The following is a 22994-nucleotide window of genomic DNA, read 5'->3' on the forward strand; positions in this document are numbered from 1 at the left end:
TGGGGCAGATCAGGCGGCAGGCGGGAATCGGCGATCGGGGTCGGGTTCCTGGCGCTTGGCGAGGCCGTCCCAGGTCCAGCGCGAGACGTGCACGGCGTCTATGCCTTCGTGGCGTTGCAATTGGGCGATAGCCACCCCGGGCAACTCGGCCGAGCAGGCCCATTCGCGTTCGCTGGTGACCACGAAGTCGAGGTCGAATTCGCGGATCAGCGCCCAGCAGTGATGGCGTGCGGCGTCATCGATGCCGGCGAAGACCTCATCGAGCAGGACCAGTCGCGGCGCATGCGCGTGGCCGGCCTGGGAGTAGTAGCTGGAGACGGCGGCGAACAGCGGTACGGTCAGGCCCAGGGCGCGTTCGCCGCTGGAGGCCGGGCCGGACAACGGGCGCCATTGTCCATCCCAGCGCTGGACGCGGAAACGGTGCCAGCGGCGATAGTCGAGTGCGCGCGCCAGTTGTTCGTGCAGGCTGCCGCCCTGGTCGGCGTCGGCGCGGCTGCGCTCGGCGGCGATGCGCTGTTGCAGCATTTCGCCGACCACGCGGCGGTCCTCGGCGCTCCACAGATCGGTGCTGGTGTTGAGCAGGCGCTGGCGGGCGGCCTTGAGGCCGACCGGGGCGCCGCCCTCGCCGCTTTCGGGCAGGGTCTCCCACAGCAGCCGGAAGCGCACGCCGGTGGAGGTCGGACGCTTGGCCAGTTCTGCGTTGATCGCCAGCACCTGTTGCTCGGCGTCGCGCAGCAGCTTGTGGATGGCGCTGGCGATTTCAGCCTGCAGGTGGTTCTCCAGCACCTCGCGTTCGCCGGCGGTTAGCAGTTCCCGGCGCTGCGCGATTTCGCTTGCCAGGCGCGTGCCCAGTTGGTCGGGGCGCTCGGGCCGGTTCTGGTAGACGATGCTGACGATCAGGCCGAAATCGCTGGTTTCGGCCTGGGCGCGGTGGCTGAGCGCGGCCAGCGCGCGGCCGAGTTCGGTGTAGTCCTGCGACACCTGGTTCTGCACGCGGTTCCAGGCGTCGTCGTCGTCCTTGACCTGCAGCAGCGCCTGTTCGGCGCGGCGTGCCAGGGCCAGGGCGGGTTCGATGGTCCAGGGCGCGGCCTGCGGCGGCAGTTCGGCATCGGGCAGTGCGATTTCGAGCAGGCCGGTGGCGGCGAAGGCCTGCCAGTGCTCGATGGCTTGCTGGCGCGAGGCGATGCGCTCGCTCAGGATGGCGTCGGCCGCCTCGACCTTCTGTTCGGCCCGGGCCCGCGTTTCGCCTGCAAGGCGAAGCGCTTCGTTGCTCGACTTGAGTTCCAGATCTGCACTGCTGACGGCCTGTCGGGCATCGCGGATGCGCTGCTGCAGTTCTTCGACCTTGGCGCCGACGGATTCACGCAGCGTCTGCAGGCGGATACGGGCTTCTTCGGCCAGGAGGTCGCGTTCGGCCGCTTGCTCGGTCGCGTGTTCGGCATCGGTCCGTGCTTGCTGTTCGCGTTCGACTTGTTGGCGGTGTTCGGCCAAGGCGTCGTGGCAGGCGCGCGCGGCACTGGTCAGCGCATGCAGCCGATCGCCGAAGGCGAGCAGCGCCCGATCGATGGTGTGCAGGGCGTCGCGCGCTGGCGGCAGCGCAAGATCCCGGGCGTCCTGTTCCAGGGTCTGGCTGGCCGCTTCCCATTGCTGGATGGCACTGCGCAGGGCGTGCTCGGCCTGGTCCAGGCGCAGCCTGGCCGCATCGAGCTCGCGCACGCGCGTGCTGGCTTGCAGGTGCGCGGCGCGCAGGGTGTCGTCGGTGGGCGCGGACTGCCATTCGCTGGCAGCCTGGCGCTGATCGGCAGCGAGTTGGGCGGAGCCGGCCTGCAGCTGCGCATGCGCTAGGTCGAGTTCCTCCAGTCGCTGGGCGATCTCGGCCAGGCGGCGCGCGCGGGCGGCAGCGCGTGCCGCGTAACCGATGAACTCGGCGCGGGGCTTGTGCCAGGCGCCGGCCAATGCGCCCAGCCGGAAGCGGCCGCCGGGTCCGATCCAGGCTTCGGCGCCCGGGTCGTCCTGCTCGCCGCAGGCGACGCCTTCGAACAGGCGTTGCAGCACGGCGGGGGCGACCATCGGCGTGGCCTCGGCCGGGGGCGCCGGCTGTAGCCACGCGGCCAGCGAATCCGGGCGCGCTGGCCGGCCAAGCCACTGGGCATCGTGCGGCAGCGGCGCGCCGCCAGCATCCAGCAACTGTCCGTCGGGCGTCACCCAGGCGTCGAGCAGACCCGAGGCTTGCAGTGCGGCTTCGAGGCCGGGCTGCAGATCGGCCGGCACTGCCGGCGCGAATTCGACCAGTTGCCACAGCGGCGCGCCGCCCCGACCTTCGCGCGCGCTGGGCGCGCGCCATGCCGGTGGCGGGGGCAGGGCGTCTTCGCCGGATTGCAGGCGCGTGCGCTCCGCGTGCAGCGTGGCTTGTTCTTGTTCCAGGGCTTGTTGTTCGGTCTGCAACATGGCCTGGCGCTGGGCCAGCCGCAGGCTGGCGGCCTGCTGGGCGCGGTGCAGGGCGGCGCGCGCGGGGTTGTCGCCGTGTAGGCTCGCGGTCCAGGCGGCCAGCGTTTCGAGGACGTCGCCGCTGTCGGGCACCTGCAACTGCTGCGCAGCATCCAGATGGGATTGCCAGGCTTCGAACAGGTGCTGGCCTTGCCTTTCGACGGCCGCGTCGGCCTCTTCGCGGCGGGCGGCCGCGGCCTCTGCCTCGTCGGCACGTTCGTCGCGCAAGTCCTGCGCGCGTGCCCGCTCGTGGGCCGCCTGCTCGGCTTCGTCGCAGCGACGCTGCAGGTGGGCGACCTGTTCGCGACGGGCGGCAGCGGTGTGGCGCAGGTCCTGCTGTGCCGATGCCAGCGCCGCTGGCGTCAGGGTGGCCGCCTCGCCGTGGGCCAGCGGGCTGGCGCCGTAGTTGGACACCAGGCCAGCGGTTTCGGCCGCTGCGCTGGCCTGTGTGCGGGCCTCGGCCAGTGCGTGGCCCGCATCCTCTGCACGCTGGGCGCGCTGCCGTGTGGCCTGCTGTTCCTGCTCGAAGCGGGTCTGTCGGCGCTGGCGTTCAGTGCGGGCGGCGCCCGCGTCGCGTTGCTGCCGCTCGGCGTCGGCTGCCGCCTTGTCCAGGGCTTTGGCGTCGGTCATGGCCGGGTCGTTCTGCAACTCGTCGAGCCGGCTGCGGTGGCCGGCCAGCGCATTTTCCGCCCGCTGTTGCGCCTGTGTCGCTCCGGTTTCGGCGGCGCGTGCGGCCCCCAGGGCGAGGCGGCCGTCGTTGAGGTCGCGGCTGGCGTTGTCGAAGCCGGTCTGCGCGCTGCGCAGGCTGCGTGCACGGCGCCGGGCCTGGGTGGCGGCGTAGCGCTGGTAACGCTGGTTGAACTGGCCGACGGCGCGCTCCAAGGCCTCGTACTCCTCCAGCTCTCGGCGGTATTCCTCGAGCTGGTTCAGGGCGTCGGCGACGTCGGCCAGCAGGTCGGTGGATATCGGCGGCAGTGCTTCGGTCAGCGCGTTAGAGAGGTTGGCCTCGTCCGGCTTTTTGGAGAGCTGCGGCTGGCGCAGCTGGATCAGCGTATCCATCAGCGCGGTGTAGCGCTGCGGCCCCAAGTGGAACAGACGCTCATCGACCGCGCGCCGGTAGGCGGTCGCGGTATCGAACACCTGCCCATGGTCATGCAGCGCGTCGCGCAGGCGCTCGCGCGTGAGCACCGCACGCGCGGGGCTCATCAGCCAGATGTCCTGGCCGATGCGCTGCTGTTCGAGCACGAAGAACCAGCTGTCGACCTGGGGGCGCGCGGCCACCGCCAGCAGTCCGCAGCCCAGCGAGAGGTAGTGCGGCTGGCCGTCGGCGCCGAGCCGGCCCAGCTCCAGCCAGGCATAGCCCATACGGCGGTCGAGGCGGCCCAGCAGCAGGTTCCAGGCCATCTTCTTGCTGGCGTCGCCGTCGGGTTCGATGCGCGAGGGCTTGAGCTGGGCGTCGAACAGGAACGGCAGGGTCAGCGAGAGCACCTTGGACTTGCCGGTGCCATTGTTGCCGCGCAACAGCAGGTGGCCGTCGCGGAACCAGAACTCCTCGCTGTCGTAGTGGAACAGCTCGACCAGCCCCAGCCGCAGTGGCTGCCAGCGTGCGAGGGTGGGGATGGGCAAGGACGGGGAGGTGGTGTCGGTCATTCGAACAGGGACGGATGGGCGGCCGCGGTCGCGGGCGCGGCTGGCTGGCGGATATCGGCCTCGCCCAGGGCGAAGCGCGCCAGTGCGGGCAGGGGCTGGACGTGGGTCTCGTCGCATGCCGCGAGTTGCAGTTTCTGCAGGCGCTCAAGTGCCAGGTCGGCCAGTTCGCGTTCGGCACCGGGTTCGCGCGCCGATTTGCGCCAGTAGCTGCCGTGCGCTTCACGGGCGGTGGCGAGGAAGGCGATGACGTCGTCGCGGTTGATCGCATCGGTGGTTTCCCGCGACCGGGACAGAAACTCGGCGACCAGCAGGGTGGCATGGGCCTCGGTGCCTTCGGCGGGCATGGCGATGTCGGTCAGTTCTGCATCCTCGTCCGCCAGAGCCAGGCCTTCGGCACGCTGCTCGGCGACCAGGCCGGTGGCCTCGCACAGGCGGCTGGCCATCGCGCCGCGCTGGTTGACGAAATAGGCGCGCAATTCGGCGTCGAGGGTATCCAGGTAGACCACGGGGTCGTCTAGCAGGCGGCGTGCGAGGTGGTGGCGCAGGGCCGTGCGCCGGCCTTCCTCGCTGTCGGGCTGGTGCTCGGTTACCAGCGAGGCTAGGCGTGCGTCCAGGTCCACCGGGGCCTGCTCGGCGGGCCAGGTGGACGGGCCGCGGACCGCTGAGAGCACCGCAGCCAGTACGCGGCGGCGCACATCGTACAAGGCGTCCGCGCCCTCGGCCGCCTCGCCGCTGCTGCGTACGTAGCCTTCTTCGTCGCCGGCGACACGCTGCAGCACGCCGATCTCCAGCAGGCTGCGGCAGACGGCGACCAGTTCGCGGCGCTCGTGCGCGGCGCTGAGGGTGAAACGAAAGCCGCGCGATTCCAGCGCGGGGTCGGCGGCCAGCGTCAGCAGCCGCTCGCCGAGGACACGCAGGGTGATCTGCGGGTCGGCGCGTTCGAGCACTGCGCAGGCCATGCACAGCAGCACGTAGCGCCTGTAGTCGTAACCCGGCAGGCCGCGGCTGGCGTCGCGCAGGTCGGCCGGCCGCTTGTACAGGCGCGCGCAGTCGCGCTCGATGTGCAGCGTCCAGCCGGTCTCGCGCGCGAACCAGGCGCGTAGCTCGTCGGCGTGGCGGCGCACGGCGGCGAAGCCCTCGTGCGCCGGGTTCATCAGCGGCGACATCAGCAGGGCGCGCAGCGCCTGGCGGCGTTCGTCGTCGCGGTGGCGGGCCTGCTGGCGGCCGATGCTGCGGCTGTTCGCGCGGCTGTCGCTGGGGCTCATGGTGCTGCGTCCGTGCGGGTGATGGTGATCAGGTGGTCGCGGCCGCTGAACGTGCCGGTGGCGGTGTGGATGCTGGCCCGGCTGTCCGCGGCCAGCGGCTGCATGCGGATGCGCAGCAGGCCGTCGCCGCTGGGCACGTCCACCTCGGCGTCGGGCGAGGATTGCGCGGTCAGCGCCTCGCCCAGCAGCCCGAGGAACAGGGCGAAGGCATGCGGGTCGAGTGTGCCGAACTCGGACAGGCGCGTGCTGCGGCCGTTGGCCAGGCGCTGGCGAGCGGCTTCGATTTGCGCATGTTCCTCGTGTAGCCGAGCGGCGAGCAATTGGCGCTCGGCATCGCGCGCCTGCACCCGTGGCAGTGCGCCGCGTGGCGATGCCTGGCCGTATTCGCGCAGGCGCGGATGAATGCGCAACGGCGGCGCGTCGGCCCAAGGCGTGCTGGCGGGCAAGTCCTGCGCCCCGGACGCCAGTTCGGGGTTCAACGAGAAGTGGCGGGCCGGGTTGAGCGCGAATGCTGCGCGCGCCAGGCGATGGGCCTGGGCATCGTCCTCGCAGGCTGCGAACCAGCCCGCAAGCATGCGGAAGTCCGCAGAGCGGTCGCTGCGTCCGCTGCGGCGCTCATTGATTGTGGCCACGGCTGACAGCAGCTGCGGGATCGCCGCGCGTGCCTTGGCGCGCAGCAATTCGGACTGCGCGGGCGCGTGTCCGGTGGCTAGGAACCAGCGGCGCAGCCCGGTCCAGCGTTCGCGCCAGGCCTGCCAGCCGCGCGTGACTGCATCGAGTTGCTCTGCTTCGTCCCCCGGCGCGCTGTCGCGGGCCTGGCGCTGGGCGGCCAGCCACAGCAGCGATTCGATGCGCGGCTGCAGCGAGAGGATGTGCTGGGCGATGCCGCCGGAACGCGCGACCAGATCGCCGATGAAACGCTCCAAGTAGTCGATCAGCCGCTTTTTGTATGCGAGCACGGCTGCGGCGTCGGCCTGCTGCAATTCGATGCCGCGGCCGACGCCAGCCATGAAGGCCTGAGCGTTGTCGGCCAAGCTCTCAAACACGCGAACTAGGTCGCGCAGGGTTTCGTGCACCTTGACGGCATCGGGTTCGGCGCTGTCGGCCAGGGCCAGCAACGCCTTCAGGCGCAGGGCGATGTCCTCAAGTGCGACGCTCTGCAACTCGGCGCGCCGGCGCAGCACGCGGCTGAAGGCTGCTAGCGCGGCTTCCACCGCCTCGCCACCCAGCGAGAGCCGGTAGACGAAGCGCGCGCGATAGAAGTCGCTGATGCTGGCGACACGGGCGGTGTCCGGCTGGGATTCGAGGTTGCCCCATTCGGCCAATTGCGCCAGCGCCGCCTGGATTTCTTCCATCCGGGGCGTAGCCGAGCTGACCAACGTCGACCAGTCGCCGTCTTCCAATACTTCGTCGGGGCGAAGATGCAGCCGGAACTGCCGCTTGGCAGCGGCGAAGCAATCCATGACGCAGCGATACAGCGCGGCCTTTTCCGCACTGACGTGGCGAAACAGATCGGCTTGGGCTGTTGCTGGGAGCGTCATCTCACGGGCTGGGCGATATGGATTGCAAGGCCAGCGCCAAACGCGCTCGGCTCGCGGCGCCCAACTTCTGCAGTCCCAGTTCGCGTGCCATCGCGGTGTAGATCGATTCGCCTTGAGCGCCGCGTGCGATCATGGCACGGGCCAGCGAAGCTAGTTCCTGCAAGCTGATCTCGTCGGCTGCCCGCACGCTGTCCTCGTCGGCAGGCGCCCGGAAAGGCGGCTCCGTTGCAGGATCACGGTGCTCGGGCCAGTAGAACGTGCCAACCTCTTCATCTGTCGTCCGATAACGGGCCCGAGCAAGTTGGAACACGCGCTCGCGAATCCGTCCGCCCGTGCGCAGCCAGCCGTGGGCACGGGCAATGCGACGGGCCAGCAGGGCGTCGAGCACGGGCCCCTCGTGATCGACGACGTGGGCGATCATGGCCGACAGGATGTCGTTGTACGCACCATCGAAAAAACGATCGGGATTGGCGCCGGCGACCGCTCCGGTGGGATCGGTGACCCGATAGAGCGAGGCTTCCCGTGGCGTTGTTTGCTCGGCATCGGCTGCTACTGCGGAGACCTGACGAGCAAAGACTTCCTCGACTTGCTCTGATGGAGAGGTCGCCGAGACTTCCGGTGCGATCGGGTCCGCGTTATGGACTGGGGGCGCCGTTTCCTCGTCTGGCTTCGTCACCGATGCCATGGCTTGCGCGATGGCCGCCTGCGCCAGGCGGTCGGCCTCGGCTGCGCGCTCGGCCTCTTCGGCGCGCCGCTCGTGCTGGGCCGCGAGCAAGGCTTGCAGCCGGGCATCGATCCGGTCGAGCGTGCCGGCCGGATCGATCCACCAGTCGGTGGACCAGACGCGAACAATATCCCATCCCAGGCCGCGCAGGACTTGCTCGCGCAGCTTGTCGCGGTCGCGCGCGGTGGCGCTGCGATGGTAGGTGGCGCCATCGCATTCCACACCGGCCAAGTAGCGTCCAGGCGCGTCGGGATCGACGATGCCGAGGTCGATGCGGAACGAGGAGGCGCCGATCTGCGGCTGGACGTGCCAGCCGCGCCGGGCCAGGGCTGTGGCCACGGCCTGTTCAAAGGGGCTTTCGAAGCCGCCCAGGCTGCCGCGGTTGGCTTCTGCCAGCGCACGGGCACCGCGTTCGGCGAATTCCAGGAAGTGCTTGAGGTCGCGCACGCCGATGGCTTGGGTTCGCGCCAAGTCCATCTGTTCGGCCCGGAAGCTGGCGAACACGCGCAGTTCGTGACGTGCACGGGTAATGGCCACGTTGAGCCGGCGCTCGCCGCCTTGGCGGTTGAGCGGGCCGAAGTTCATGGTCAATTGGCCTGCGGGGTCCGGACCGTAGGTGATGGAGAAATAGATAAGATCGCGCTCGTCGCCCTGTACGCTCTCCAGGTTCTTGACGAACAGCGGCTCTAATTCGTCCTCGGCGAAGTAGGGCTCCAGACGTGGATCCTTGCGTCGTGCGTTGTCGAGCAGGTCCTCGATCAGCTTCTGCTGCTCGGCGTTGAAGGTGACCACGCCGATCGTCAGCCCGCTTTCTCGGAAACCGGGGGTCGTCAGCCGCGCCACGACATCGGCGACTAGCGCCTTGGCCTCTGCGGGGTTCGTCCGTGTGCCTCCCTTCTGATAGGCACCCGACACCAATTGCAAGCTGACAGCGCGATCATTGGTTACGGGGGAAGGAAAGGTGACCAGTCCGCCGTCGTAGTAGGCATGGTTGGAGAAGGCGATCAGGCTTTCATGGCGGGAGCGGTAGTGCCAGTTTAGATTCCTTGTCGGCAGATTGGCGCCGATGCACTCGTCGAGGATGCTCTCCAGGTCGGCCTCGACGTCTTCGTCGTCAAGCCCGGATTCGGCGCGGTCGAAGAAGGAAGTCGGCGGCAACTGCTTGGGATCGCCGACCATGACGACCTGGTGGCCGCGGGCGATGGCGCCGATCGCATCCCAGACTGGGATCTGCGAGGCTTCGTCGAAGATCACCAGGTCGAAGGCGTTTGCCCCCGCCTGGAGGTACTGCGCGATGGACAGGGGGCTCATCAGCAGGCAGGGCGTAAGCTTGGTCAGCGCCTCGGGAATCTGGGCCATCAGTTCGCGCAAGGGCAGGTGCGCGCGTTTCTTGCCCATCTCGTGCCGTAGCAGCCCCCATTCGGAGTTGCGGCTGACGTTGTCCTGCGAGGGCAGGTGGGCGCACAGGCGGGCGCGCAGCCAGTCCCGGGTCAGGACGGTGAAGCGCTCGTCGAGCTCGCGGAAATCGCGGATGCGCTGTTCGTGCTCGGCGCTGACGAAACCGCGGATGACCGGTTCGTGATCGACCACGGCGTTGAGCCACCAGCGCGCGTAGTTGGTCTCGAAGGTTCGGCGTGCCTGGCCTGGGCCGACCTGACCCTGCTCGATGCCCTGGACCAGCGTGGCCAGCCCGAGTGCCAGCGCCTCGTCGCGCGCCTGGCGCCATGCGCACCAGCTGCGCAGTCCGTGCTCGGCGCGCACGATGGACTGGCTTTGCTCGATCAGCCCGTCGAGTGACATGGACTGCCACTGCGCCTGGGCGGCCTCGGCAAAATGTCCGGTTGTCGCGAGTGCCTCGCGCCGGGGTAGCAGCTGTTCCCATTTCTCCACGTATCGGGCGCCGGCCAGCGCGATTCGACCACCGGGCTCCAGCAGTGCATTGGCATCGCCCAATAACGTATGCAGCGGTGCCTTGCAGGTAGAGATATGTTCGGGCGTGGTGGCCAGGCGGGCCAGCACGGCAGCCAGATCCTCTCGGAGCTGGCAGGCCTGTTCGAGGTCATCCAGGTTGGTCGCGAGACCTTTCCACAAGCCTGCGGTGGACTCGCGCAAGTCGTCCAGGGCAGCCAGCGCCTGTTCCGTATCGGCCCGCTGGCGAAGCGTCTGGTGGTCGCGTGCCAGCGTGGGGCCGCAAGCGCCTTCCTCAACCAAGGTGTGGGCCTCCAATGCACCTAGCTGGGCATGGCTGCGCCAGTCGCTCAGGAAGTCGAGTGCGGCACGCAGGCGGTCGACTGGTGTGGCGTGGCCTGCCCATAGGCCGTCGGTCGCCGTTTCCAGCGATGCATGTGCAGCAATGTCCTGGTCGAGCTGGCGCAGTCGTCGTGCCCGTTGCAGATCGGCCTGCAGGGTGGCTCCGCATTGGCCACCGGCGATGGCGTCGAAGCCGTCGTCTTCCCAGGCCTGGCCTTCGAGTACGGCAGCCAGGGCGATTTGCCAGCGCAGGGCCGTGCGCACCTTGTCCTGTTGTGTGTCAAGTCCTGCCCAGACGTCCGCACACTGCTGGCCTGGATCGATTGCCTGGATCCGTTGGCGCAAGGCGCGGATGGCATTCCAATGCTGCAGATCGTTGGCGACGTCAGGCTGCGAGCCGCCTGTGGTGGCGCTGGACAGTTGAGTTGTGACCTTGCGTTTGCCCAGCCACGACTTTGGCCAGAACGTCTGCTCGGCCTGTTCCCACATTTGCTGCAACTGGGCGACGTCGAGCTGTTCGATCGCCTTGCCGTAGGGAGCCGATAGTGCCGAGTGGTGCTCGACGAGTTGGGCCAGCAGGCCCAGCCCTTGGTTGAGCTGCACGGTGATGCGTATCGGCCAGGGCTCGCCGAGTTCTGCGCGAGTCTGCCGGTGCTCGGCGAGCAGGGCCAGCCCGTCGGCGCAGGCGGTCATGACAGAAGCGGGCCACGGCGTGGACAGCTGTATGTTCAGTTCCGCATGGCGGCGCACCAGTGCCGCGCCTTCCTGAAGGCGTTGGCTCAGGCTGCGTGCGTCGGGCCGCAGGACAAAGCGCCAATCATGTCCCGCCGCCAGAGGCAGGCGTTGGGCCAGGAGCAGCAGCGCTTCGCAGGTTTCGGGCGTCAGTGTGGGCGAGGGCAGGCCGATGGCCTGGACAAACACCTGGGCGGATTCGATCGTCGCCTGGGCGGCGGGAAGCACATCACGCGCAGTGGCGATCAGTTGCTGCTGCCAGGTGGGCGACCAGTCTCCCTGGCCGACCAGGGCCAAGGGGTGCTGCGCCAGCGCGGCATGGCCAATGGCCTGTGCGTTGACTTCCAGGCGGTCCACGGCACTGCGCAACTGTTCGATGCCAGCATGATCGTGCTGATCGGCCGAGGGCCAGGCCAAGTGAAGTGTCGGGACGTCGTGTCCCGCGCTGACGGTGCCGATGGCATCGAACAGGCTCAAGCCGTTGCGGCGACGCTGGTGAAGGCGTTCCACATAGATGTTCAGCGCATCGCGCAGGCGTTTGAGTTTCTCGGCCTCGGCCCGCCATTGCTCGGCATCGGCCTGGCCACTGCTGGACCAAGCCGATTGCAACTGCGCCAGCACGTCGAGCTTTCGGGCTTTGCTCGAGTGCAGCTCCAGGCAGAACTCGCCCAGGCCGATTTCACGCAGGCGCCGGTAGACGACATCCAGCGCCGCGATCTTCTCGGATACGAAGAGGACGCGTCGGCCCTGTGCCAGGGATTGGGCGATCAGGTTGGCGATGGTCTGGCTCTTGCCCGTCCCCGGTGGACCGATCAGGACGAAGTCCTTGCCCTGCGAGGCGGCCAGCACGGCTGACAACTGCGAGGAATCCGCCGGCAAGGGGCAGAACACCTGCCTGGGGTCGAAGTGCTGGTCCAGTTCGCGCACTTGCGGGAACGGAGCGCCCAGTGGATAGGTATCGCGCGGGGTGTCCAGCAGGTGGCGCACGACCGGGTTCTCGCGTAACTGTTCGCTGTGCTCGGCCAGGTCTTTCCACATCAGATACTTGGCGAACGAGAACATGGACAACACCACGTCCTCGGTCACTTCCCAGCCCTTGATGTCCTTGATGGCGTGGCCGACAGCCTTCCATACCGCAGCGACGTCCAGGCCGGCATCGTCCCGCGGCAGTTCGCCTTCGAGCGTGCCCAGGCTCAGTTCGAAGTCCTGGCGCAGCATCTCGATCAAGGTCGGATTGAAGCGGGGCTCGTCGTCATGCAGGCTGAGCGTGAAGCCCGAGCGGGCGCTCTTGCGCTGCAGGCTGACCGGCACCAGTATCAAGGGCGCGCGGTAGCGCTGACCGTCACGGTCTTCGCGGGTCCAGGACAGGAAGCCCAGGGCGAGATAAAGCGTGTTGGCACCGCCTTCCTGCAAAGTCGTGCGAGCGCTGCGAAACAAATCGACCAGGCGTGAATCGAGTTCGATCTCGGGAACGCCAACGAAAACCTCGCCTTTCTGCAGGGCTTCCAGCGCGTGCGCACGGCGCACGTTCTCGCGTTCGCGGGCTTCGTAGATGGCCTGATCGCGCGGATCGGCACCGTCCATCAGGTCCGGACGCGGGCGCAGCTTCAGGGACTGGCCGCTGGCCAGCAGGTCTTCCAGCGCGCCAGGGTCCGGTGCTTCCAGCTTGAGTGCTTTCTTGCCGGCCTTGAAGTTGAGCAGGTTGTTGTGAAGCGACAGATCCAGCAGTTTGCGTTGCCAGCGAAGCAGCCGGTCCTTGGGATCGAGCTGGCTGGCATCTTCCGCATTGGCCGGCGCGTTGTCGGGCAGGTCAGGCGCGTCTTCGATCTTTGGCACGGCGGGCGTGGACGGTGACCCTTCGGTGTCCGACGCCGTAGCAACTGCCGCCTCCGCACTGGCCAATGGCTTGATGCGCTGCAGCCGCGCCCGGCGGATGTCCACGGCCAGGCGGAATCCCGCATCCTGAGATTCGTCAACCTGCTGGGCACCGCGGTCGGTGGCATAGCTGAAGGGAACGGTGGGGCGCTGGGTGATCAGAGTGGTCTCGAACAGCACCAGTTCCTTGAGCCTGAGGCGCTTGCGCAATGCGGTCACGTCGTCGACGACCGTATTTGAAAACTCCTCCGATTGCAGCCAGACGCCTGCAAAGGCATGGCCCTCGGTGAAGACCAGCAGGGGGTTCAAGCCTGCCTGCTCGAGTGCGGCGCAGAACAGCAACGTGAGGTCGAAACACGTTCCCAGGCCCGAGCTTTCGATCTGGCTGGGGCTGCGCACCTTCTGGCCCGATTGCTCGAAGCTGGCGGGGGGCAGGGCATAGTCCAGTTGCATGTCAGCCGTGGCCCCCCAGAGGGCCGAGGCAAGTTCCCAGGCGCGCTTGGCGCCGCCGGTATAGCCATCCAGTGCGGGGTTGCGATTGTTCTGACGCAACACCTCGGCGGTTCGCTTGAGCAGCCGATCCACGGCCGGATCGTTGGGTTGGACGAAGGCGGCGACCAAGTCCGGCAGATGCGAGATGCCGCCCCATTGGTTGCGTGGCAGCAGCTCCAGATGGCTGTCGCGCTGCGCGAGGGCCGGGGTGGACGTATCCGCGCCCACGGAGCGCAAGGCCAGCGAGACCGTGGCCGTCTCGGCCTCGGTCAGCCGCGCCAGCAATCCGCCGTCCAGATTCATGTCCAGGTCGCGGATCGGATAGCGGGAGCCCGCGGCCAGCGCGTCGATCCGCCAACGGCGCGGCTTCAGAAAGGGCGGATCGGACGTCAGGACCAACTCGACCTGCTCATGCTTCTGATCGGTCTCGTTGACCAGCCAGAGATCCCGCAACAGCGGGACCGCATTCTGAAAGTCCGCCAAGTTCAATTTGGCGATCAGGGTAACGTCGATTTTCAATTCGGCAGCGGTGGCCGAATCTTTCAGTTGTGTCTCGTCCATGGAATCCCCTGCAGTGCCCTGTCATAACGCGCATTACGCCCTGTTACGCCCTGCCAGGATATTAGCGCCAGCTGGCAGAGATATCGGCTAGATAAGAGCCATCGCAGCGAAATAGGGAGGACGGCCTGCACATCTGCCTTCTTGCAGGTGGTGATAGGCGGGTGTATTGTGTAAAAAATATTAGACATTTAGCCTAACTAGCGCGCCTGCCATGAACCTCATCGATATCGGCCATGTCGTGCGAACCCGGCGCACTGAGCTGGGCCTGTCCCAAGCGCAGTTGGCACACTTGAGCGGACTGTCTCGCCAGACCCTGGTCGGCCTGGAAAATGGCACGCTGAGCGATCTTGGCGTCAACCGTGTGGGGCAGGTGACGGCGGTACTGGGCTTGGATAGTCCCAAGCTCGATACGCAAGCGAGGCGCAAGAAGCGCGGCCTGTGGATGGCGGCCAAGACGGTGAGCGTCAGCTATGCACGAGAACTGGCGCCCGAGGCGCTGGAGCAGGCCCTGGCGAGTGGCGAAGTGCCTGCTCCATTTGCCCCTCACCTGACACATTTACTCGACGAGGCGCCTGTGCCCATCGTCGTGATGGCCGTGGAAGAGGCGGCCTCGCGTGCGCACCTGCCGCCAAGGCAGGTCTGGCGCAACGTGGCGAAGCTGGCCGGGTCCTTGTCCGTGCACCGTCGGGCGCTGTGGGCATGAAGCCCGTGGCACTGCCCGGCGGTTCATGGGAGAAGCTTTTCCCGCGGGCGTTGGCGCTGATCGACGAGATCAGCCAGTACGGCGGCATCACGGACCCGTTCTGGACCCTGGGCGGTGGAACCGTGCTGATGTTCCGTCACCGCCATCGGCTGAGCAAGGATATCGACATTTTCGTGCCCGATCCGCAGTACCTCGGCTTTGTCACGCCTCGTTTGAGCGACTCGGCGGCGGACTTGACGCAGGACTACACTGAGCAGCCAGGCGCCTTCGTCAAACTGCAGTTCGAGGAGGGCGAGGTCGACTTCGTTGCCGCTCCCAATCTGCTGAACGACGCCTGGGACACCTGGGATATCGGCGGTCGCGCCGTGAAGGTGGAGACAGCTGCCGAAATCATTGCCAAGAAGGATGTACCACCGTGGCGATCGGGTCACGGCGCGTGATCTTTTCGACCTGGCGCTCGTGATCGAGCGCGAGCCTCAGCAGCTTCTGGCGGCGACGCCGTTTCTCCTACGCTATCGGGAGGCGTTTCTGTCCCAGATCCAGGCGCCGCATGCCGGCCTGCGCGCCGCGTTCAACGCCATCGCCATGCTGGATTACACGCCCAGCTTCGATCATTGCGTCGCCGTGGTCGGGGACTTCCTGGGCGAACTGTAATCCCTTGCTGCATCGAGCCTTTGTGTCAAACAAGACCGCACAGCGGGATACCCTGCGCTCGACGAAGCGTTCCGATCAGAGACGCAGTCATGCCTGCACGATCCGCACGGCTTCGACGCGCAGTGATCGCCATGCACCGCACGCGCCTCGCCCAAGGCCTAAACCGCAGCGACACCACCGTCGACGAAAAGCTCATGGCCGGCGACAAAGCTGCTCTCGCTGGATGCCAGGAAGAGGACTGCCCGTGCTACCTCGTTCGGTTCGGCCAACCGCCCAAGTGGAACACTTTTACTCAGCGCCTCTTCAACTTCCGGTTGTGAGTCGAGGTAGCTGCGTATCAGGCGCGTTTGCGTGCCACCAGGCGAGACGACGTTTACGCGGATGCCTCGCTCCTTGAGGTCAGTGGTCCAGCTTCGGGCAAACGAGCGCACCGCGGCCTTGCTGGCGTTGTAAAGAGACTGGCCTGGCAGTCCTTTGCTTCCTGCGATGGAGCCGTTGAGGACGATAGCGCTGCCTGCAGTCATCAGCGGTAGCGCTTTTTGCACGGTGAACACCATGCCTTTCACATTGACGTCGAAGGTCGCGTCGAAATGCGTATCGTCGATCGCGTCGAGTGGGACGACCTCGTAGATGCCCGCATTGGCGAACACGACATCGACCTTGTGGTGATCGCGTTGGATCCGTTCGTATAGCCGGGCGACGTCACCGGAGTTGGTGACATCGCCTTGCACACGACTGCTCCGTAGCCGATCTCCTTTACGGCCTCGGCAAGTGCTTCTTGCCGACGCCCGGTGATGTACACCTGCGCGCCTTCTATCGCGAACAGCTTCGCCGTTGCCAGGCCGATGCCGTCGCTGCCCCCTGTGATCACCACCACTTTGTCTTCGAAACGGTTCGTCATTTGCCGGTGCCTTCTTCAAATGTGGAGGATTGCTCCACTTATGATATGGAGGTAGCCTCCACTTGACAAGAGTGAGGAGGAAAAAGCGTGAGTGATGAACCTGCCCTTCGGGCCGACGCGCAGAAAAATCGGGAACTCATCCTTTCTGCAGCTGAAGCGCTTTTTCTGGAAAAAGGAGCTGGTGTCCCGCTGGAGGAAGTTGCCAAGCGCGCAGGTGTCGGCATCGGTACGCTGTATCGTCGCTTTCCCACGCGCGAGGCACTGTTAGCCGCGACCAGCAACGAGCGTTTCCTGTCGCTGGCGCAAGCCAGCCGTGCGCGCGACCGAGACCTTGCTCCAGGCGAGGCGGTACGCGCGTACCTGGAAGAACTTGCCAGGAACACGAGCATTTATCAGAGCCTTGCTGCTTCGATCGGGGCTGTTATCCAATGCGGGACGCCCGGCTGTCATGCGATCACCGCAGAAGGGCGCCGGCTGCTTCGGCGCGGGCAGGACGCGGGTGCGATCCGTGGCGACGTCACGTATGAGGATTTCATTTGCGTGGTGACTGCCATTTCCCTTGCAGTCGAAAATGACCATTCATCGGAATCGCGTATCGGGCATTTCGTCGACTTGTTCTTGAATGGCATAAGCGTGAAAAGTCCCGGTTAGCCACCGATAATTCCGCTATCTCCGCACGAGTGGGCGCAAAAAAAACCGCGCAATGCGCGGCTTGATCCTTGATCTATTGCAGTTGCCCGTCAGCGCAGCTTGGCCAGCGCCACGCGCGCATCGGCCATGAACTTCTGTGTTTCCTGCGGCGTGGAGAGGTTGGCGCCCAGCTGATTGAGCACTTGTTCGATGTCGCTCGATGCGTCCCAGGCTTCGTCGCAGAGCATGCCGGCGATCGGGCCAAGATAATTCAGCGCGACCTTTTCCAGCGCATCGCGGACGCGCTCGTCGGGTGGGGAGCCAGCGCCTGCAGGTGCTGCGTTCGGTGCGGCGAGCGGCGTTGCTGCGGCCTGTGCCTGAGCCGCTGCAACCGCTGCCCGCGGCGGTGCCGGCGTACCACCCAGATCCTGTTCGAAGCCGCCCATCAACCACTGCCGCGAGTCATCGCTCAGCAGCGAGGGCTTGCCCATGCCGGCGCCGGGATCGGCCTGGAAGCGGGCCTTGGCCGCATTGACCATGGTGAGGCGTTGCACCGCCTCGTCATTGCGCAGCATGCGGAACACCACCTCTTCGATCTGCCCGGCGTTGAGGCGGATGATGCAGGAGTGGTTCTCCTCGGTGACGATGAACAGAAAGCCGGACGCCTTCTTCAGTGCCAGCGCCTTGAGCTCGCGCAGGACCTCGATCAGCGGACGGAATTCAGTGGACATGGCGTCTTCCTTGCATCATCTGGTACGGAATGGGTGCGCGCAGCTCAGCGTTTGCTGAGCCGCTCCATGGCCAGCCGGACACTGTTGGACAGGCGGGAGATGGCGCGCGCCAAGGTACCAATTTCATCCTTGAGGTTGACCTCCTCGATGGTGTGGTTCCACTTGCCCAGGCTCAGCTCTTCGGCCACGGTGGTCAGGTGCTGGATCGGGCGCAGCACGCGGCTCCAGATCAACGCCCACTGCAGGCCGAGCAACAGCGCGCACACCAGCAGGCCGATGCCGGCGATCCACAGCGACTGGCGCACGATCACGCCATTGACGTCGCTCTTGGGGTAGGCCGACACCAGGGTGAAGCCCCAATCGGGCACTTCCTGCTTGGTGACGACCCAGTCGTTGGGCGTTTCCTTGACGATCCGCTCGATGGTGGCGGTGTCGGTGGTGGCACCGGTGGTGGACTGGAAGCGCAGCTTGTTCTTGCTGTCGAACACGGCGATGAAGCCGGAGTCGAGCACGCGACGGCTGCTGACCACGTTTTCCAGCGCCTGGGTGTCGGCCTTGTAGCCGACGTACCAGGCACCGATCACGCGCTTGTCGTTGCCTGCGAAGATCGGCTCGTAGCCGGTGACGTACGGGTTGCCGAGGATGTCGACCACGCCGTAGAAGCTTTCGCCGTTGCGCAGCTTGGCGGCGGCCTGGCCGTTGGGATCGAGCACGGTGCCGATGGCGCGGCTGCCGTCGTCCTTCTTGACGTTGGTGGAGATGCGCACGAAGTCATCGCCGGTGCGCGAGAACAGCGTGGCGGTGCCTTCGTGGATGGCGGTGACCTCGTCGAGCATGTCGAAGACGTTGGCCTGCGCCTTCTGGCCCAGCAGCAGGTCGTTGGCGCTGCGCTCGCCCACGCGCACTTCGTTGCCGACGCTGGCGGCGCCGTGTGCGTTGGCTTCCTTGCGCAGCTGGCGCATGGAGGAATTGACGCGATCGAGCATCATCGCGCGGGTGACCGAGAACAGGGTCTGCAAGGACACCGACTGGCGCTCGATCGCGTCGCCGGTCTCGAACTTGACCCGGTTCGCTTCGGTAATGGCCAGAATGACCGTCAGTGCCACCACCACGACCAGCACCAAGGCCAGCACCGGCAACAGCAGGCGCACCCGCAAAGAGTGACGAAGCATCGCAATTCCCCTGAACGCGTTTAGTGATTGGATCGAACGCCGTCGCAGCCCCCCGGCAGCGGTCGGACCTAGCCGTTATCGGCTGTTGCGCATGATGCTGAAGCGGCCCCCACGCCGCTGGCGGTGCATACGATAGCTCAAGCCGATCGTTTTGGAAGCGCGGCGGCTGCGTCAAGTGGCGTGGCGTTCAAGAACGGTCGAGAACGTCACAGGCTTGGGGCGCGATGGGCGTGGCCGACGAACGGCGCGATGGCCTTTGCGCGCCTGGAAGCCGGCAGCGCGAAGGAGAAGCGCATAGAAAAGCCGACTCTCGCGAGCCGGCTTGGTGTCCCGGATCGAACCGGATCAGGCTTTCGCGAAGGCCAACAGGTCCTGATTGAACTGATCGGCATGGGTGACGGGCAGGCCATGCGGAGCGCCGGCGTAGATCTTCAGTTCGGCGTTCTGGATGATCTTGGCCGACAGCTTGCCCGATGCATCGATCGGCACGATCTGGTCGTCGTCGCCATGCACCACCAATGCCGGCACATCGATCTTCTCCAGGTCCGGGGTGTAGTCCACTTCGGAGAACTGCTTGATGCAGTCGTATTGGCCCTTGTGGCCGCCCAGCATGCCCTGCAGCCAGAACGCATCGCGCATGCCCTGGGTGACCTTGTGGCCGTCGCGGTTGGCGCCGAAGAACGCCGTGGTCAACTCCTGGTAGAACTGCGAACGGTCCTTGGCCACACCTTCGCGGATGCCGTCGAACACGCTGATCGGCAGTCCACCGGGATTGGTCGGGCTCTTGACCATCTGCGGCGGCACCGCGCCGACCAGCACCACCTTGGCCACGCGCTTGCTGCCATGGCGGCCGATGTAATGCGCCACTTCGCCACCGCCGGTGGAATGGCCGACCAGGATCGCGTCCTGTAGGTTCAGCTGCTCGATCACTGCCGCCAGATCGTCGGCGTAGGTGTCCATGTCGTTGCCGTCCCAGGTTTGCGACGAGCGGCCATGACTGCGGCGGTCATGCGCGATCACGCGGAAGCCGTGTTGGCCCATGAACAGCATCTGCGCGTCCCAGGCATCGGCGCTGAGCGGCCAGCCGTGCGAGAACACCACCGGCTGGCCGTTGCCCCAGTCCTTGTAAAAAATGTTGGCGCCGTCGGGGCGGGTGACGAAATTGGACATCGGGTTGACTCCGTTATTGGTCGGGTGGGGCGGCGTGGTGGGATGAGCGCGTAGCGCCGGGACAGCACTGGCCAAGCTCGGCAGCGCTAACGCTGCCAGAGCGGCCGTTGCAGAGATGAGAAAGCTGCGTCGACCGGGCGCGTCTCGAACGGAGGCATGGGCGCTGCCGCAGGCGAGGGCATGCAATCCGGACGTCGTGATCACGGGCCTGGCGTGATGCGGTCGGGAGAACACGCGTCGAATTGGTCGTTGCGCACGCGGTACGCGCGGGGCCAACAACGCATCAGCCTCGACCGCAAGCTGACGGCTGCGACAGATCGCCCAGACGGATCACTGCAGGGCGGTATCCCACAGCAGCTTCAGGTTCAAGCCGACGATCACCGCCGCAATGAACCAGGCGATGCGCACCAGCCAAGGCGGTGTCACCAGCGCGCCCATCAACTCACGATCCGACACGAAGCGCACCAGCGGGATCACCGCAAACGGCAGCTGCATCGACAGCACCACCTGGCTGAGCACCAGGAGCCGCGCGGTACCGGCCTCGCCATACAACCAGGTCACGATCACCACCGGCACGATGGCGATGCCGCGCGTCAGCAGGCGCCGCAGCCACGGCGGCAAACGCAGTTGCAGAAAGCCTTCCATCACGATCTGCCCGGCCAGCGTGGCAGTGACGGTCGAATTGACGCCGGAGGCCAGCAGCGCCACTGCGAACAGCGTCGAGGCCAGGCCCACGCCCAGCATTGGCGCGAGCAGGGCGTGGGCCTGTTCGATTTCCTGCACATCGGTGCGGCCCTGCGCATGGAACACCGCCGCCGCCAGGATCAGGATCGAGGCGTTGATGAACAGCGCGAACATCAACGCCACGGTGCTGTCGGTCACCGCCCAGCGCAGCGCCGACTTGCGGCCCGCATCGGTGCGCGGATACGCACGTGTCTGCACGATCGACGAATGCAGGTACAGGTTGTGCGGCATCACCGTCGCACCGATGATGCCGATCGCCAGACACAGCGCGCGCGGGTCGGTGACAACCTGCGCACGCGGAATGAAGCCGCCCAGCACGGCGGCGATCGGTGGTGCCGCCAGCGCGATCTGGATGCCGAAGCAGACGAAGATGATCAACAGCAGCGCGATCACGAACGCTTCCAGCGCACGGAAACCGCGGTTCATCAGCAACAGCACCAGCACCACGTCCACCGCGGTGATGATGGCGCCCACGGTCAGCGGAATGCCGAACAACAGCTTCAACGCAATGGCGGTGCCGATCACCTCGGCCAGATCGCAGGCGATGATCGCCAGTTCGCAGATGCCCCACAGCGCCAGGTTCACTCCGCGCGGGTAGCGCGCCCGGCAGGCCTGCGCCAGGTCCAGCCCGGTCGCGATGCCCAGCCGCGCCGACAGGCTCTGCAGCACGATCGCCATCAGGTTGGACAGCAGGATCACCGACAGCAGCAGATAGCCGAACTGCGAGCCGCCGGCCAGGTCGGTGGCCCAGTTGCCCGGGTCCATGTACCCGACCGACACCATGTAGCCCGGGCCCAGAAACGCCAGCAGCCGGAACCACCAGTGGCCGCCCTTGGGTACGGCGACGCTGGCGTGGTGATCGCCCAGCCCGCCATTGGCCGCGGCCGGCAAGGGGAGGGGCGAGGTCGGGTGAGGACGGAGATCGACGGACATGCGGAGCAGGCTGGCAAGGAGTCACACCGATGATATAGCAAGTGCTATGCTGTTGAGCATTGGCAATTTAAATCGTAATGATCGGCTGCGTGCTTCAAACTACGCATCCCGGCACTGGCGCCGGACGTGATGACGGGGATGAGGGTGGGCAAGAGCGAAAAGCTGGAAGCAGCCGCGCCGGCGCTGATCGACGCGCAGGTGCATATGGAGAGCTTCCGTCAGGTGCGCGAAGCGCGCCGCGCCGAGCTGGTCGAGGACTATGTGGAGCTGATCTCCGACCTGCTGGTCGACGGCGGCGAGGCGCGTCAGGTCGATATCGCCGCGCGCCTGGGCGTGGCGCAGCCGACCGTGGCCAAGATGCTCAAGCGGCTGGTGCGCGACGGCTGGGTGGTGCAGCGCCCGTACCGCGGCGTGTTCCTGACCCCGGCCGGCGAGGCGCTGGCGGCGTCCAGCCGGCAGCGCCATCAGATCGTCGAGCGTTTCCTGCTTGCCCTGGGCATCGACGAGGCCACCGCGCGCCGCGACGCCGAAGGCATCGAGCACCATGTCAGCGAAGCCACCGTGGCCGCGTTCGCCGCCTTCCTGGATCGCCAGGGCGGCAGCGCCGCGTGAGCATGCCGGTGGAAACGTCGGTAGACGCGGCGCAGGCGCTGATCGACCAACGGTGGATGCAACGCGCCCTGCAACTGGCCGAGCGTGCCGAACGCGACTTTGACGAGATCCCGGTCGGCGCGCTGCTGGTCGATGCCGGGGGCACCGTGCTGGGCGAGGGCTGGAACTTCAATATCGCCAGCCACGATCCCAGCGCGCATGCCGAGATCATGGCGCTGCGCGAAGGCGGCCGCCGCCTGGCCAACCACCGGCTGATCGGCTGCACGCTGTATGTCACGCTGGAGCCATGCGCGATGTGCGCGATGGCGATGATCCACGCACGCATCGCGCGGGTGGTGTTCGCCGCCAGCGACCCCAAGACCGGCGCCTGCGGCAGCGTGTTCGATCTGCCCGCCGACCCGCGCCATAACCACCGCGTGCAGGTCAGCGGTGGCGTGCTGGCCGCCGAGGCCGGTCTGCGCCTGACCAATTACTTCAGGGCCAAGCGCGGCAAGCCGCCGCTCGCGCCCTGAGCGGCGCGGCCGCGGTATGATGCGCGCCCTTCAGCATCCGGCCGGCGACGGCCCTCCACAGGACGGCGATATGGCAGACACCCTTGCAGGCAACGACCGACTGATCTGGATCGATCTGGAAATGACCGGCCTGGATACCGATCGCGATTCCATCATCGAGATCGCCACCATCGTGACCGATGCGCAGTTGAACGTGCTTGCCGAAGGGCCGGAGCTGGCCATCGCCCACCCGCTGGCCACACTTGAAGCCATGGACGAGTGGAACCGCAATCAGCACCGCCGTTCGGGGCTGTGGCAGCGCGTGCTCGACAGCCAGGTTAGCCATGCCCAGGCCGAGGCGCAGACGGTGGCCTTCCTGAGCGAGTGGATCCGCGCTGGCGCCTCGCCGATGTGCGGCAATTCGATCTGCCAGGACCGCCGCTTCCTGCACCGCCAGATGTCGCGCCTGGAGCGCTACTTCCACTACCGCAACCTGGACGTGTCCACCATCAAGGAGCTGGCACGGCGTTGGGCGCCGACGGTGGCCAATGGCTTTGCCAAGAGCTCGGCCCACACCGCGTTGAGCGATGTGCGCGATTCGATCGACGAGCTGCGCCACTACCGCCAGTTCATGGGCGCGCTGGGCGGCGATTCCCAGGCCGACGTGCCGGCCTGA

Annotated in this window: 15 protein-coding genes and 1 pseudogene; 7 read left to right on the forward strand and 9 right to left on the reverse strand. The window is 66.6% G+C overall.

Annotated elements, in window-relative coordinates:
* Nucleotides 1-9: 9 nt before the first annotated feature.
* Genes XARJCFBP2528_RS04430 through XARJCFBP2528_RS04445 form a run of 4 tightly spaced genes read right to left on the reverse strand, consistent with a single transcriptional unit; the run spans nucleotide 10 to nucleotide 13577 of the window.
* The gene (locus tag XARJCFBP2528_RS04430; protein WP_047124347.1) at nucleotides 10-4137 is read right to left on the reverse strand and encodes a TIGR02680 family protein; all 4128 of its coding nucleotides are present in this window, start codon (nucleotides 4135-4137) and stop codon (nucleotides 10-12) included.
* On the reverse strand, nucleotides 4134-5402 hold the full coding sequence (locus XARJCFBP2528_RS04435) for a TIGR02678 family protein (protein ID WP_047124348.1): 1269 nt from the start codon (nucleotides 5400-5402) through the stop codon (nucleotides 4134-4136). Before XARJCFBP2528_RS04435 ends, XARJCFBP2528_RS04430 begins: the two co-directional genes overlap by 4 nt.
* Nucleotides 5399-6943, reverse strand: a complete 1545-nt coding sequence (locus XARJCFBP2528_RS04440) for a TIGR02677 family protein (RefSeq protein ID WP_016903524.1) — start codon at nucleotides 6941-6943, stop codon at nucleotides 5399-5401. The genes XARJCFBP2528_RS04435 and XARJCFBP2528_RS04440 overlap by 4 nt, the downstream gene beginning before the upstream one ends.
* Nucleotide 6944: 1 nt before the next feature.
* Nucleotides 6945-13577, reverse strand: coding sequence for a DUF3320 domain-containing protein (locus tag XARJCFBP2528_RS04445; protein ID WP_047124349.1), 6633 nt, complete (start codon nucleotides 13575-13577; stop codon nucleotides 6945-6947).
* A 211-nt stretch (nucleotides 13578-13788) separates the two neighbouring features.
* On the opposite strand from XARJCFBP2528_RS04445, the gene XARJCFBP2528_RS04450 reads away from it, so the two are divergent.
* Genes XARJCFBP2528_RS04450 through XARJCFBP2528_RS24055 form a run of 3 tightly spaced genes read left to right on the forward strand, consistent with a single transcriptional unit; the run spans nucleotide 13789 to nucleotide 14934 of the window.
* Nucleotides 13789-14280: a helix-turn-helix domain-containing protein gene (locus XARJCFBP2528_RS04450; RefSeq protein WP_016903526.1), complete on the forward strand. Its 492-nt coding sequence runs from the start codon at nucleotides 13789-13791 to the stop codon at nucleotides 14278-14280.
* On the forward strand, nucleotides 14277-14720 hold the full coding sequence (locus tag XARJCFBP2528_RS04455) for a nucleotidyl transferase AbiEii/AbiGii toxin family protein (RefSeq protein ID WP_230673838.1): 444 nt from the start codon (nucleotides 14277-14279) through the stop codon (nucleotides 14718-14720). Before XARJCFBP2528_RS04450 ends, XARJCFBP2528_RS04455 begins: the two co-directional genes overlap by 4 nt.
* A 19-nt stretch (nucleotides 14721-14739) precedes the next feature.
* Entirely contained in the window at nucleotides 14740-14934 is a 195-nt protein-coding gene (locus XARJCFBP2528_RS24055; RefSeq protein ID WP_230673841.1) for a hypothetical protein, read from the forward strand.
* Between the two features lie 158 nt (nucleotides 14935-15092).
* Here the strand turns inward: XARJCFBP2528_RS24055 and XARJCFBP2528_RS04460 are convergent.
* A pseudogene (locus XARJCFBP2528_RS04460) lies at nucleotides 15093-15835 on the reverse strand (SDR family NAD(P)-dependent oxidoreductase).
* Nucleotides 15836-15922: 87 nt separating this feature from the next.
* On the opposite strand from XARJCFBP2528_RS04460, the gene XARJCFBP2528_RS04465 reads away from it, so the two are divergent.
* On the forward strand, nucleotides 15923-16486 hold the full coding sequence (locus XARJCFBP2528_RS04465) for a TetR/AcrR family transcriptional regulator (protein WP_016903528.1): 564 nt from the start codon (nucleotides 15923-15925) through the stop codon (nucleotides 16484-16486).
* 89 nt (nucleotides 16487-16575) lie between these two features.
* On the opposite strand, the gene XARJCFBP2528_RS04470 is transcribed toward XARJCFBP2528_RS04465, so the two are convergent.
* The 4 genes from XARJCFBP2528_RS04470 to XARJCFBP2528_RS04485 all read right to left on the reverse strand — a co-directional run bounded on the left by XARJCFBP2528_RS04470 (nucleotide 16576) and on the right by XARJCFBP2528_RS04485 (nucleotide 21215).
* Complete coding sequence (locus XARJCFBP2528_RS04470) at nucleotides 16576-17196, reverse strand: DUF8082 domain-containing protein (RefSeq protein WP_016903529.1); 621 nt, start codon at nucleotides 17194-17196, stop codon at nucleotides 16576-16578.
* 44 nt (nucleotides 17197-17240) lie between these two features.
* Complete coding sequence (locus XARJCFBP2528_RS04475) at nucleotides 17241-18368, reverse strand: Cache 3/Cache 2 fusion domain-containing protein (protein ID WP_047124350.1); 1128 nt, start codon at nucleotides 18366-18368, stop codon at nucleotides 17241-17243.
* A gap of 345 nt (nucleotides 18369-18713) precedes the next feature.
* The gene (locus XARJCFBP2528_RS04480) at nucleotides 18714-19538 is read right to left on the reverse strand and encodes an alpha/beta fold hydrolase (RefSeq protein ID WP_016903531.1); all 825 of its coding nucleotides are present in this window, start codon (nucleotides 19536-19538) and stop codon (nucleotides 18714-18716) included.
* 330 nt (nucleotides 19539-19868) lie between these two features.
* Nucleotides 19869-21215 carry an Nramp family divalent metal transporter gene (locus XARJCFBP2528_RS04485; protein ID WP_026064583.1) on the reverse strand — a complete coding sequence of 449 codons (1347 nt, stop codon included), beginning with the start codon at nucleotides 21213-21215 and terminating at the stop codon, nucleotides 19869-19871.
* Nucleotides 21216-21359: 144 nt separating this feature from the next.
* Here XARJCFBP2528_RS04485 and mntR point away from each other — a divergent pair, with 144 nt between their 5' ends.
* The 3 genes from mntR to orn all read left to right on the forward strand — a co-directional run bounded on the left by mntR (nucleotide 21360) and on the right by orn (nucleotide 22994).
* Nucleotides 21360-21827 carry a manganese-binding transcriptional regulator MntR gene (mntR, locus tag XARJCFBP2528_RS04490; RefSeq protein ID WP_024939187.1) on the forward strand — a complete coding sequence of 156 codons (468 nt, stop codon included), beginning with the start codon at nucleotides 21360-21362 and terminating at the stop codon, nucleotides 21825-21827.
* A gap of 2 nt (nucleotides 21828-21829) precedes the next feature.
* Entirely contained in the window at nucleotides 21830-22339 is a 510-nt protein-coding gene (tadA, locus tag XARJCFBP2528_RS04495; protein ID WP_102596269.1) for a tRNA adenosine(34) deaminase TadA, read from the forward strand.
* Nucleotides 22340-22409: 70 nt separating this feature from the next.
* Nucleotides 22410-22994 carry an oligoribonuclease gene (orn, locus tag XARJCFBP2528_RS04500; protein WP_039511924.1) on the forward strand — a complete coding sequence of 195 codons (585 nt, stop codon included), beginning with the start codon at nucleotides 22410-22412 and terminating at the stop codon, nucleotides 22992-22994.

The sequence above is a fragment of the Xanthomonas arboricola pv. juglandis genome, from assembly GCF_001013475.1.
Classification (GTDB): domain Bacteria; phylum Pseudomonadota; class Gammaproteobacteria; order Xanthomonadales; family Xanthomonadaceae; genus Xanthomonas; species Xanthomonas arboricola.